We start from the raw sequence: 12,086 nt of genomic DNA, 5'->3' as shown, positions 1-12,086 counted from the left end.
AGAGCGGCTTCCAGCAGTCCTACACGTACTTCACCTGGCGCAACACCAAGGACGAGCTGACCGAGTACCTGACCGAGCTGTCCGGGGAGGCGGCCACCTACATGCGGCCCAACTTCTTCGCCAACACCCCCGACATCCTGCACGAATACCTCCAGCACGGCGGCCGGCCCGCCTTCGAGGTCCGCGCCGTCCTGGCCGCGACCCTCTCCCCCACCTGGGGCATCTACAGCGGCTACGAACTCTGCGAGAACACCCCGCTGCGCGCAGGCAGCGAGGAGTACCACGACTCGGAGAAATACCAGCTCAAAGCACGCGACTGGGAAGCCGCCGACCGCGAGGGCCGCTCCCTGACCCCCCTGATCACCCAGCTCAACACGATCCGACGCGCACACCCCGCCCTGCGACGGCTCAGGAACATCCGGTTCCACCCGACCGACAACGACGCGGTGATCGCGTACAGCAAGCGCACGGATTCGGACATGGTTCTGGTGGTGGTCAACCTGGACCCGCACCGATCCCAGGAGGCCACGGTCTCGTTGGACATGCCGCAGCTCGGCCTGGATTGGCACGAGTCCCTGTCCGTCCACGACGAACTGGCGGGCGAGACCTACCACTGGGGCAGGAACAACTATGTGCGGCTGGAGCCCGGCCGGGCGCCCGCACACGTGTTCCACGTCCAACGGTCGTCCGCCACGCCGCAGATCGGAGGGTCCCCCGCCTCATGACCGTCAACGAGCCCGTCCACGACACCTTCGAGGACACCCCGGCCAAGGACCTGGATCCCGAGTGGTTCAAGCGCGCCGTCTTCTACGAGGTCCTGGTCCGCTCCTTCCAGGACAGCGACGGCGACGGTGTGGGCGACCTCAGGGGCCTCACGGCCAAGCTCGACTATCTGCAGTGGCTGGGCGTCGACTGCCTGTGGCTGCCACCGTTCTTCAAGTCACCTCTGCGGGACGGCGGATACGACGTCTCGGACTACACCGCGGTGCTGCCGGAGTTCGGCGACCTCGCCGACTTCGTGGAGTTCGTCGACGCCGCCCACCAGCGCGGCATGCGCGTGATCATCGACTTCGTCATGAACCACACCAGCGACCAGCACCCGTGGTTCCAGGAGTCGCGCAAGAACCCGGACGGGCCGTACGGCGACTACTACATGTGGGCCGACGACGACAAGCAGTACCAGGACGCGCGGATCATCTTCGTCGACACCGAGGTGTCCAACTGGACCTTCGACCCGGTGCGGGAGCAGTACTTCTTCCACCGCTTCTTCTCTCACCAGCCGGACCTCAACTACGAGAACCCGGCGGTGCAGGAGGAGATCATCTCCGCGCTGCGGTTCTGGCTGGACCTGGGCATCGACGGCTTCCGCCTCGACGCCGTGCCCTACCTGTACGCGCAGGAGGGCACCAACTGCGAGAACCTGCCCGCCACGCACGAGTTCCTGAGGCGGGTCCGCAAGGAGATCGACGCCTCCTACCCGGACACGGTGCTGCTGGCGGAGGCCAACCAGTGGCCGGAGGACGTCGTCGACTACTTCGGCGACTACCAAAACGGCGGCGACGAATGCCACATGGCCTTTCATTTCCCGGTCATGCCACGCATCTTCATGGCGGTGCGCAGGGAATCGAGGTATCCCGTCTCGGAAATCCTCGCCAAGACCCCGGCCATTCCCTCGAACTGCCAGTGGGGCATCTTCCTGCGCAACCACGACGAGCTCACCCTCGAAATGGTCACCGACGAGGAACGCGACTACATGTGGGAGGAATACGCCAAAGACCCCCGCATGCGCGCCAACATCGGCATCCGCCGCCGTCTCGCCCCCCTGCTGGACAACGACCGCGACACGATCGAGCTGTTCACCGCCCTGCTGCTCTCCCTGCCCGGCTCGCCGATCCTCTACTACGGCGACGAGATCGGCATGGGCGACAACATCTGGCTCGGCGACCGGGACGCCGTCCGCACGCCGATGCAGTGGACCCCGGACCGCAACGCGGGCTTCTCGTCCTGCGACCCGGGCCGGCTCTACCTGCCCACGATCATGGACCCGGTCCACGGCCATCAGGTCACCAACGTCGAGGCGTCGATGGCGTCCCCGTCCTCGCTGCTGCACTGGACCCGCCGCATGATCGAGATCCGCAAGCAGAACCCCGCCTTCGGTCTCGGCTCCTTCACCGAGCTCCAGTCGTCCAACCCGGCGGTGCTGGCGTTTCTGCGGGAGTACGAGGACGACCTCGTCCTGTGCGTGAACAACTTCTCGCGGTTCGCGCAGCCGACGGAACTCGATCTGCGTGCGTTCGAAGGGCGACACCCGGTCGAGCTGTTCGGCGGGGTCCGCTTCCCGGCCATCGGTGAACTGCCGTACCTGCTGACCCTCGGCGGGCACGGCTTCTACTGGTTCCGGCTCTCCCGAGTCGCATCCCGCATCGGTCGACGACTTTGAGCGTGTGCCGACGAAAGGACGCGTCACCATGCCGAAGACCGCATTCCTCCGCCCCAGACGTACCGTCGTCGCCGACCCGATGGTCTCGCTCGGCGGCCTGCTGCGCGACTGGCTGCCCGGGCAGCGCTGGTTCGCGGGCAAGGACAGGCCCGTCACGGACCTGGCCCTGCTGTCGATGACCGAGCTGTTCCCGGGCTGTCTGCATCTGCTGGTGCAGACCAGCCCCGCGCCCGTGCAGGCCCCCGGCGGCGCCGTGGCAGGTGACTGCTACCAGCTGCTGCTGGGCGTGCGACAGCATCTGTCGCCGCGGCTCGGGCGGGCGCTCATCGGCCGTGCGGAACAGGGACCGTTCGCCGGGATGACGGTGTACGACGCGCTGCACGACCCCCGGTCGGCGCAGCTGCTCCTGGACCGGCTGCGGCACCCGGGGACGGCCGGTCCCCTGCGCTTCGAGTGCGACCCGTCCGTGCCGGTACCCGCCGGGCTGCCGCCGCGGCTGCTGGACGCCGAGCAGTCCAACTCCTCCCTGGTGTACGGCGACGAGTTCATCCTGAAGCTCTTCCGGCGCATCCAGCCCGGCGTCAACCCGGACCTGGAGGTGCCGGGCGCGCTGGCCGGGCAGGGCTGCAGCCGGGTGCCCGCGCCGGTGGCCTGGTTCCGGACGGCGCATCCGCAGGAGGCGACGCTGGGCGTGCTCCAGCCGTATCTGCGCGACGCGTCCGACGGCTGGACGCTGGCGCTGCGCGCGCTCGCCCGGGGTGAGGACTTCACCGCGCAGGCGCACGAGCTGGGGCAGGCCACGGCGGAGGTGCACCTCGCGCTGGCCTCGGCCTTCCCGGCCGGTACGCACAGCGAGAGCAGCCGGACGGCGGCGGCGATGACCGAGCGGCTCGACGCCGCCGCGCACTGCGTGCCGGCGCTCAAGCCGTTCGTGCCCGGTCTGCGGGCCGCCTTCGGCGCCCTCGCCACCTGCGATGCCGGGCCACCGGCCCAGCGCATCCACGGCGACCTCCACCTGGGGCAGGTGCTGCGGGCGGGGCGGGAGTGGTTCGTCATCGACTTCGAGGGCGAGCCGTCCCGTCCGCTCGCCGAGCGGCGCAGCGCCCACTCCCCGGTGCGGGACATCGCCGGGATGCTGCGCTCCTTCGACTACGCCGCCCGGCAGCGCCGCCCCTGGCGTCCTGAATGGGCGCGCCGTTGCCGGGAGGCGTTCTGCGCGGGCTACGCGTCCTGCGCCAGATGGGACCCGCGCAAGAAGCACGGCCTGTTGCGTGCCTACGAGACGGACCGGGCGGTCTACGAGGTCCTGTATGAAGCCAGACACCGCCCGGACTGGCTCCCCGTACCCATGGCGGCGATCGAGCGTCTCGCCGTGAGAGGAGACTGACCCGTGGCCCTGCGCGACGACCCCTCGGTGCCCGAGCCCTCCGGACCTGCCCGGTGCGGTGCGGCCCCGCCGCTCGACCTCGCCGACCGTGAGCGTCTGCTGTCCGGCGCCCACCACGACCCGCACGCGCTGCTGGGCGCCCACGTGGTGCCGGACGGGATCGTGTTCCGGGCCCTGCGTCCGTTCGCCCGTTCGGTGAGCGTCGTGATCGACGGCGAGCGCAGCCCGCTCGCCTCGGAGGGCGACGGGCTCTTCTCCGGCGTACTGCCGCTCGACGCGATCCCCGCGTACACGCTGCTGGTGGCATACGCCGAGGAGGAACAGGAGGTGCACGACCCGTACCGCTTCCTGCCCGCGCTCGGCGAGACCGACCTGCACCTCATCAGTGAGGGACGGCACGAGCAGTTGTGGAAGGCGCTCGGCGCGGAGCCGATGACGCATGAGGGCGTGACCGGCACCCGCTTCACGGTCTGGGCACCCAACGCCCAGGGGGTGCGGGTCGCCGGGGAGTTCACCTTCTGGGACGGGCGGGCCTTCCCGATGCGGTCGCTCGGTGCGTCCGGTGTGTGGGAGCTGTTCCTGCCGGGCATCGGCGAGGGCACGCGGTACAAGTTCGAGATCACCTCCCGGTACGGCGGCCGGTTCCTCAAGGCCGACCCGATGGCCCGGCGCAGCGAGGTGCCGCCCGACACGGCGTCCATCGTGACCTCCTCGCGGTACGAGTGGGGCGACCGGGAGTGGATGGCCCGGCGCGGGGACGTGCCCGTTCACGTGGCCCCCTTCTCGGTGTACGAGGTCCATCTGCCGTCCTGGCGACCAGGGCTGACCTATCGTCAGCTGGCGGACGAACTCCCGGCGTACGTCAAGGACCTCGGCTTCACCCACGTGGAGCTGATGCCGGTCGCCCAGCACCCCTTCAGCGGCTCCTGGGGCTACCAGGTCACCGGCTTCTACGCGCCGATGGCACGGCTCGGCACACCGGACGACTTCAAGTACCTGGTCGACTCCCTGCACCGGGCCGGCATCGGCGTGATCATGGACTGGGTGCCGGCGCACTTCCCGAAGGACGACTGGGCGCTGGCCCGCTTCGACGGGGACCCGCTGTACGAGCCCGGGGACGACCGGCGGGCGGAGCACCCGGACTGGGGCACCTACGAGTTCGACTTCGGCCGGGTCGAGGTGCGCAACTTCCTGGTCGCCAACGCCGTGTACTGGTGCGAGGAGTTCCACATCGACGGCCTGCGCGTGGACGCCGTCGCCTCGATGCTCTACCTCGACTACTCCCGCGACTCGGGACAGTGGTCGCCCAACGTGTTCGGGGGCCGCGAGGACCTGGACGCGATGGCGTTCCTCCAGGAGATGAACGCGACCGTGTACCGGCGGGCGCCCGGCGTGGTGACGATCGCCGAGGAGTCCACGGCCTGGGACGGGGTGACCCGGCCCACCGACAGCGGCGGTCTGGGTTTCGGCCTGAAGTGGAACATGGGCTGGATGCACGACTCGCTCGGCTACATCAGCCACGAGCCGGTCCACCGCAAGTACCACCACAACGAGATGACCTTCTCGATGGTGTACGCGTACAGCGAGAACTACGTCCTGCCGATCTCGCACGACGAGGTGGTCCACGGCAAGCAGGCCCTGGTCTCCAAGATGCCCGGTGACTGGTGGCAGCAGCGTGCCAACCACCGTGCCTACCTCGGCTTCATGTGGGCCCACCCGGGCAAGCAACTCCTCTTCATGGGGCAGGAGTTCGCGCAGGGCGCCGAGTGGTCCGAGGCCCACGGCCCGGACTGGTGGCTGCTCGACCCCGCCTACGGCGCGGAGCCGGACCACCGCGGGGTGCGGGACCTGGTCCGCGACCTCAACACCGTCTATCGCGACTGCCCCGCCCTGTGGCAGCGCGACACCGACCCCGGCGGGTTCCGGTGGGTGGTGGGGGACGCGGCCGAGGACAACATCTTCGCGTTCGTCAGGTACGACGCCGAGGGCAACCCCTTGCTCGCGGTCTCCAACTTCTCCCCCGTCGTCCGCCACGACTACGTCCTGCACGTGCCCGGCTCCGTGCCCGCATGGCAGGAAGCCCTCAACACCGACGCGGCACGGTACGGCGGCAGCGACCTCACCCGGCCCGACCCGGTCAAACCGGAGGACGGGGTCCTCAGTCTGACGCTGCCGCCGCTCGCGACGGTGTGGCTGGTTCCGCAGCCCGGCTGAGGTCCCCGCGGCGACGGCAGGTGTTCGAACGGCTCCGGAGGGGCAGTCGGGGTCGTACACGAACGAGCGATCCCGTCGCCGCAGCGGGGCCAGAGAAAGGCTGCATACAGGTGCGCACCGTCGGAGTGGAGGAGGAACTCCTCCTGGTCGATCCGGAGACGGGCGAGCCGCAGGCGTTGTCCGCCGCGGTCCTCGCCCGCGCCGCGCAGGACGGCGCCGATCAGGACGTCTTCGAGAAGGAACTGCACAACCAGATGCTGGAGTTCGCGACGCATCCGCAGTCGGGCATGGAGGAACTGCGGGCGGAGATCGTCCGCTGCCGCAAGGAGGCCGCGCGGCACGCCGGGGAGATCGGCTGCACGGTCGCCGCGCTCGCCACCTCACCGCTGCCCGTCAGCCCCTCCGTGGGCGTGGGCCGCCGCTACCAGTGGATGGCCGAGCAGTACGGGATCGCCACCCAGGAACAGCTCGTCATGGGCTGTCATGTGCACGTTTCCGTGGAGTCCGACGAAGAGGGCGTCGCCGTCATCGACCGGATCCAGCCCTGGCTGACGGTGCTGTCCGCGCTGAGCGGCAACTCCCCGTTCTGGCAGGGAAAGGACACGCTCTACAGCAGCTATCGCAGCCGGGTGTGGCAGCGGTGGCCGTCGGCCGGTCCGACCGAGCCCTTTCGTTCGGCCGAGCGCTATCACCGCAGGGTGGCGGACATGGTGGCCACCGGTGTGATCCTCGACGAGGGGATGATCTACTTCGACGCCCGGCTGTCCCGGCGCTACCCGACCGTGGAGATCCGGGTCTCGGACGTCTGTCTGCACTCGGGCACCGCCGTGCTGATCGCCACCCTGGCCCGCGGTCTCGTGGAGACCGCCGCGCGCGAGTGGCGGGCGGGCCGGGAGCCACTGGGCCACAGCGTGAGCCTGCTGCGGCTGGCGGCCTGGCGGGCGGCGCGGTCCGGGCTGACCGAGGAACTGCTCCACCCGACGACCATGCGGCGCATGCCGGCGGAGTCGGTGGTGCGGGCCCTGCTCGACCACGTCGGGGACGCCCTCACGGAAAGCGGCGACTTCGACCGTGCCCGCGACACCTGCGCCGAGCTGCTGCGGCTCGGCAGCGGCGCCGGGGTGCAACGCGCGCTGATGGAGCGGTCCGGGAGCCTCAGGGACGTGGTCACCGAGTGCGTGCGCATCACGCAGGCGTGAGGCGGTCCTGCCCTTCTCACAGCATGAGGACGATGGCGTACACCAGGAAGAATGCCGCGATCAGGATGACGAGGCCGAGGATCAGCGTCAGCGGTCCCTTGGCCCAGCCCTTGGGCGGATTGTGCGTCTCCCTCGGGCCCGCCTCGGGCATGCTGCTCTCGGCCGGCGGGGTCTCGCCGGGAGGCACGCCGCCGCCCGGTTCCAGGCCGGTGGTGCGTTCGGGATCGGGGTCGGGGTTCGTGTAACTCATGCCGTCCGAGTCCCCCGAACACGCCGAGATCATGGGCACCGCGGCCAGTTCTCCGATCCCGGCACCGAGCGCCCTCGCCTGGGCTAGATTCGAGCACCGCAAGATAACCGTGCACGTCGGCGGAGTCACACCCCGTACACAACAGGAGCAGCGCATGCGCGACCTCGCCCTCGCTCCCCCGGCCGCCCACCCCCTGACCGGCGGGCTCGCCGACAGCGTCTTCGAGACGGCGGCCCGCAACCCCACGCTGCCGATGCTCGCCCGCCGTTCCGACGCCGCCTCCTCCGTCTGGGAGGAGGTGACCGCCGTGGAGCTGCGGGACGAGGTGGTGGACCTGGCCAAGGGGCTGGTCGCCTCCGGGATCTCGCCGGGGCACCGCGTGGCGATCATGGCGCGGACCCGGTACGAGTGGACGGTCCTCGGCTATGCGCTGTGGGCGGTGGGTGCCGAGGTGGTGCCGATCCATCCGACGTCCTCGCGGGACCAGGTCGAGTGGATCCTGCGCGACGCCGGCTGTGTGGCCGTGGCCGTCGAGGACGAGCAGAGCGTGATGACGGTGGGTTCCGTGTGCGCGACGCTGCCTCGGCTGCGCCACGTCTGGCAGCTGGACGCGGGGGCCCTTCGGGATCTGGTCGACCGGGGCGAGTTCATCCCGATCGCCACCGTGGACTCGCTGCGCCGCATCGTGCTGCCGGACTCCACCGCCGTCGTCGCCTACACCTCCGGCACGACCGGCCGTCCGCTCGGCTGCGCGCTGAGCCACCGCGGCCTCGCGAGCCCCTGCGACACCCTGCTCGCGGGCTGGGGACACACGGCCGCGCCGCCCGGGCAACAGGCCTCCGTCCTCGCGTTCCTGCCCTTCTCCCACGTGTACGGCCTCATGATCCAGGGCATGTGCGTGCGCGGCGGTCTGCTCATGGCCCATGAACCCGACCTGAGCGGGGAGGCGCTGGCGTCGGCGCTGCGCTCCTTCCGCCCCACCTACTTCTACGCCGTACCGTCGGTCTTCGAGAAGATCTACAAGACCTTCCTGCGCACCGCCCAACAGGCGGGCCGCGGCGCACTGTTCGAGCGGGCGGCCGAGACGGCGAGGGACTTCGCCGCGGCGTGCGAGCGGCAGCGGCTGGACGCCGGTCCCGGGCCCGGCCTCGATCTGCGGCTCCAGCACGCCCTGTACGAACGTACGGTGTACCGCAAGCTGCGGGGCGCCCTCGGCGGCAGGGCCCGCCGCGCCACCTCGGGCGGCTCGCCCCTCAACCGCGATCTGAGCCTGTTCTACGAGGGCATCGGCGTCTACGTCCATGACGGGTACGGGCTCACGGAGACCAGCGGCGGGATCACGATGCAGCCGCTGGGCCGGGAGAAGTCCGGCACCGTGGGGCGGGCCCTGCCGGGCACGGACATCCGGGTGGCCGACGACGGGGAGATCCTGGTGCGCGGGCCCTCGGTGTTCCAGGGGTACGTGAGCGACGAGGCGGCGACCAGGGCCGCACTGCAGCCCGGCGGCTGGCTGGCCACGGGGGACATCGGGCGGCTGGATCCCGAGGGCTATCTGACGATCACCGGACGCAAGAAGGACGTCATCATCACCAACAGCGGCAAGAGCGTCGCCCCGGCCGCCCTGGAGCACCGGCTGCGGATGCACCCGCTCATCCACCAGGCGGTGATCGTCGGCGACAACCGGCCCTGTGTGGGGGCGCTGATCACCCTGGACCCGGAGTTCCTCGCCCACTGGCGGGCCGGCCTGGCCTGGCAGAGCGACGCGCCGAACCGGGAGGCGCGCGAGGAGAACGCGCTGCGGGAGGAGATCACACGGGCCGTGGCGGCGGCCAACAGCGCCGTGTCCCGCTCGGAGTCCATCCGGGTCTTCCGGGTCCTTCCGGAGCCGTTCGACCTGGCCAGCGGGCTGATGACACCGTCGATGAAGCTGCGCCGGGACCTGATCGTGCGGACGTACGCGTTCGAGATCGACGCGATGTACCAGGCGCGCTCACGCGGCGGTCGGCAGAGCGTGACCGACGATTCGGCGAGCTGGGACGACGCGGACAACGTGTTCCGGTGAGGGAGTGCGCCGGGACGGCGCAGCCGTGCCGGCCCGGCGCATGCCGAAGGGCGCATGCCATGGTGCGCATGCGCCCTTCTGTTCCGTTCCGGGCTTCGTCAGCCGCCGACGTACCAGGTGGAGCCACCGTTCGCCGCGGCCAGCGCGAAGAGCGCCGCGAAGATGACCAGGTCGACGATGCCGAGGACGATACCGGCCTTGGCCATTCCCGCCCCGCCCTTGGCCGGTGCCTGGCGCATCCCGACGGCGCCCAGCACTATCGCTGTCGGACCGAGTATCACGTTGAAGAAGATCAGTCCGATGATTCCGCAGATGAGGCTCGCGATGGCCAGACCGTTGGTGCGTGACCTGGAGGACGCGGCAGATGAGCCGCCGTAACTCGTCATCACATTCTCCCGGTGTCGGGTGCTTGGATATCCGCCGAGTTCCCTCCAAATAGCCGCACATACCGATTAATTGATGTGACGTCAGGGCAATTCCGAAATTCTGGATTCCGCTTGTCGGGCGGTCAGCGCCGACGACCGCGAGACGCCCAGGAGCTGCCCACGCCCGCGAGATGCAGGGCCAGCACCATCAGGCCGAGCAACATGACGTTCGTGGACGTGAAGACGTCGTTGGTCGAGATCTCGGCGGCGTTGATCAGGAACGCGATGAAGAACAGTACTGCCGCAGCAATGGCGAGCACGAGTCACCCTCCGTTCGTATCCTCCTACGAAGTCCCTCTGCCCCCGATCCGCGGCGGCAGACAGGAGGACCCCAAGGCGGTCCGCCGGTCTGACCGCACGCGGGCGCGTAAGCTCTGTCCGCCTGGGAACTCTGCAGACGGAGGGGGCGCAAGGGAAAGCACTACAGCCCTGCTGACGCCGGGCCGGGAAGGCGAGATGGCAGCCGAGCCGTATAGGGACGACACACTGGCTTCCAAAGAGATGCCCAGCCGCAGCACCCGTTTCTCGGGCGAGCTGCGCAATGTGACGGGTGCGCGCCTTGAGGCGGAGAAATTCCTCTATGACCTGGCACGCACCTCGCCGCCGGCGACGCCGGAGTACTGGGACGACATCCTGCTGGTCGTCACGGAGCTGGCGGCCAACGCGGTCCAGTACGCTCCGGGTCCTTTCGAACTGTCCATGCGCCGGACGTTCGACGGCGTACACGTCGTCATGCAGGACACCAACACCACTCCGCCGGCGCCCCGGCCCTTCCACCCCAACCGCGGTGGCGGCGGTATCGGCTGGCACCTGATCCACACGTTGTGCGACCAGGTCAGCGTGGTCACCGGTGAGAGCGGCAAGGAGATCCACGTCTTCCTGCCCTGGTGAGGCCGGTCGGACGCGGGCGGAACCTCAGGCGGACGCCTCGCGCAACGGCACGAACACGCTGATCGTCTTGCCGCCTCCGGGACGCGGCTCGACGGCGATCTCCCGGGCAAGGCGAATGATCAGCGGCCAGCCGTAGCCGTTGCCGTGATGCGCGACGGGCAGGGCACCTGACCCGTACGCGACGTCGGGCACGACCTGACTGTTGTCGTGGACAGCGAGCCGGACCCCCTGAGGTGTGGGCAGGACGTCGAACCCGGCCAGTCCGGCACCGTGCCGGATGGCGTTGGTGACGAGCTCCGAGACGACGAGGAGCAGGTCGATGACGTCCTCCTCCCGAACGGCGCGGCTTCCCGAGCCCCACTCCTCGCGCACCACCGCCTGGGCATGAGCGCGTGCCGCCGCCGGGGTCGTCACCGGGGGCGCCGTGCGGGTCCCCTCCGTCTGCTCCGCGGCCCTCACGACCGCGTCACTGCCCGGGGACCCTCCGTCGCGACTCCGCCGGCATCGACCAGGACGGAGAATCCCGCCGTTCCTGTCACCTCAATCAGCCTTTCCACATCTGTGTGGGCTCGTTCACCATGGCGGAATCCGTACGGCCGCCGCCGGTCGGTTCGACATCGGCGACCAGCGGTTCGGCCTCCCGCTCAGGTGGTGGCCGTCTCGCTCGGCGGCAGCCGATGGTAGTACTCACCCACGCTCGCCAGATACGCCCGGTCCATGGTTTCGCTGTCCGTGCGGAACCGGGGCGCCGCCTTCACCGCGCCCCTCGTGCACGACAGCGTTATCGTCCGGCTCTCGCTGTCGACGCCCGTCATCACGCCGACCGGAACCAGGACGCTCCGGCCGAAGACCCAGACGCCGGTGTCGACGACGAGGTGCCGCATCCCGAAATGGTCGGCCTGCCGGTCCACATGGCCGATCGTGCCGTCGGTCGCCGCCACGGTGTAGCCCGTGAGCTCCTGTCCCTCCACATGACCGCTGTCCGTTGCGTACGACCAGATTCCCTCGATGGCCACGCCGCTCCTTCCTCCCCGCGCCGATGCCGTGTCATGAGCCTGCAGACCCAGGTGTGGGCCGCCGCCTGCTTCACAGCAGCAGTTACCCGCCGATGGCGTTCGCATTCTGAACAGCGCGCCCCAACCGCCCAGCACTCTCCCGGCCCGCGGGAGAAACCACTCCCAGTACCCCTGTCGAGTCCGGGCATGCACGCTCCCCGCC

12 protein-coding genes are annotated in these 12,086 nt (G+C 69.8%); 7 read left to right on the top strand and 5 right to left on the bottom strand.

Annotated elements, in window-relative coordinates:
• From ACFWWR_RS43595 to ACFWWR_RS43575, 5 genes are all read left to right on the top strand, one after another.
• Nucleotides 1-725: DUF3459 domain-containing protein (locus tag ACFWWR_RS43595; protein ID WP_384309757.1), on the top strand; the 725-nt coding region annotated here is incomplete at its 5' end.
• Complete coding sequence (gene treS, locus ACFWWR_RS43590; RefSeq protein ID WP_384309753.1) at nucleotides 722-2,440, top strand: maltose alpha-D-glucosyltransferase; 1,719 nt, start codon at nucleotides 722-724, stop codon at nucleotides 2,438-2,440. The genes ACFWWR_RS43595 and treS, both read left to right, overlap by 4 nt.
• Before the next feature lie 28 nt (nucleotides 2,441-2,468).
• Nucleotides 2,469-3,827: a maltokinase gene (locus ACFWWR_RS43585; protein WP_383867588.1), complete on the top strand. Its 1,359-nt coding sequence runs from the start codon at nucleotides 2,469-2,471 to the stop codon at nucleotides 3,825-3,827.
• A gap of 3 nt (nucleotides 3,828-3,830) precedes the next feature.
• Nucleotides 3,831-6,041 (top strand): 1,4-alpha-glucan branching enzyme, encoded by a 2,211-nt coding sequence (gene glgB, locus ACFWWR_RS43580; RefSeq protein WP_384309750.1) that lies wholly within the window; start codon nucleotides 3,831-3,833, stop codon nucleotides 6,039-6,041.
• Between the two features lie 110 nt (nucleotides 6,042-6,151).
• On the top strand, nucleotides 6,152-7,240 hold the full coding sequence (locus ACFWWR_RS43575; protein ID WP_383867584.1) for a glutamate--cysteine ligase: 1,089 nt from the start codon (nucleotides 6,152-6,154) through the stop codon (nucleotides 7,238-7,240).
• Between the two features lie 16 nt (nucleotides 7,241-7,256).
• On the opposite strand, the gene ACFWWR_RS43570 is transcribed toward ACFWWR_RS43575, so the two are convergent.
• Nucleotides 7,257-7,490 (bottom strand): DUF6480 family protein, encoded by a 234-nt coding sequence (locus ACFWWR_RS43570; protein WP_383867582.1) that lies wholly within the window; start codon nucleotides 7,488-7,490, stop codon nucleotides 7,257-7,259.
• A gap of 154 nt (nucleotides 7,491-7,644) precedes the next feature.
• Here ACFWWR_RS43570 and ACFWWR_RS43565 point away from each other — a divergent pair, with 154 nt between their 5' ends.
• Nucleotides 7,645-9,552: an AMP-dependent synthetase/ligase gene (locus ACFWWR_RS43565; protein WP_383867606.1), complete on the top strand. Its 1,908-nt coding sequence runs from the start codon at nucleotides 7,645-7,647 to the stop codon at nucleotides 9,550-9,552.
• 98 nt (nucleotides 9,553-9,650) lie between these two features.
• On the opposite strand, the gene ACFWWR_RS43560 is transcribed toward ACFWWR_RS43565, so the two are convergent.
• Together ACFWWR_RS43560 and ACFWWR_RS43555 are read right to left on the bottom strand one after the other, a co-directional pair.
• Nucleotides 9,651-9,938, bottom strand: a complete 288-nt coding sequence (locus tag ACFWWR_RS43560) for a DUF4190 domain-containing protein (RefSeq protein WP_383867580.1) — start codon at nucleotides 9,936-9,938, stop codon at nucleotides 9,651-9,653.
• 122 nt (nucleotides 9,939-10,060) lie between these two features.
• Entirely contained in the window at nucleotides 10,061-10,237 is a 177-nt protein-coding gene (locus ACFWWR_RS43555; protein ID WP_383867578.1) for a hypothetical protein, read from the bottom strand.
• A 196-nt stretch (nucleotides 10,238-10,433) separates the two neighbouring features.
• On the opposite strand from ACFWWR_RS43555, the gene ACFWWR_RS43550 reads away from it, so the two are divergent.
• The gene (locus ACFWWR_RS43550) at nucleotides 10,434-10,868 is read left to right on the top strand and encodes an ATP-binding protein (protein WP_383867577.1); all 435 of its coding nucleotides are present in this window, start codon (nucleotides 10,434-10,436) and stop codon (nucleotides 10,866-10,868) included.
• 24 nt (nucleotides 10,869-10,892) lie between these two features.
• Here the strand turns inward: ACFWWR_RS43550 and ACFWWR_RS43545 are convergent, their stop codons facing one another.
• Together ACFWWR_RS43545 and ACFWWR_RS43540 are read right to left on the bottom strand one after the other, a co-directional pair.
• A complete protein-coding gene (locus ACFWWR_RS43545) occupies nucleotides 10,893-11,282 on the bottom strand; it encodes an ATP-binding protein (protein ID WP_383867575.1) in 390 nt (129 codons plus the stop codon).
• Between the two features lie 230 nt (nucleotides 11,283-11,512).
• On the bottom strand, nucleotides 11,513-11,884 hold the full coding sequence (locus tag ACFWWR_RS43540) for a PRC-barrel domain containing protein (RefSeq protein ID WP_383867573.1): 372 nt from the start codon (nucleotides 11,882-11,884) through the stop codon (nucleotides 11,513-11,515).
• Between the last annotated feature and the right edge of the window lie 202 nt (nucleotides 11,885-12,086).

The sequence above is a fragment of the Streptomyces sp. NPDC058678 genome (assembly GCF_042714835.1).
Taxonomy (GTDB): domain Bacteria; phylum Actinomycetota; class Actinomycetes; order Streptomycetales; family Streptomycetaceae; genus Streptomyces.
Note: the sequence above shows the minus strand (reverse complement) of the source record. Positions and strands in the feature narration are given on the sequence as shown.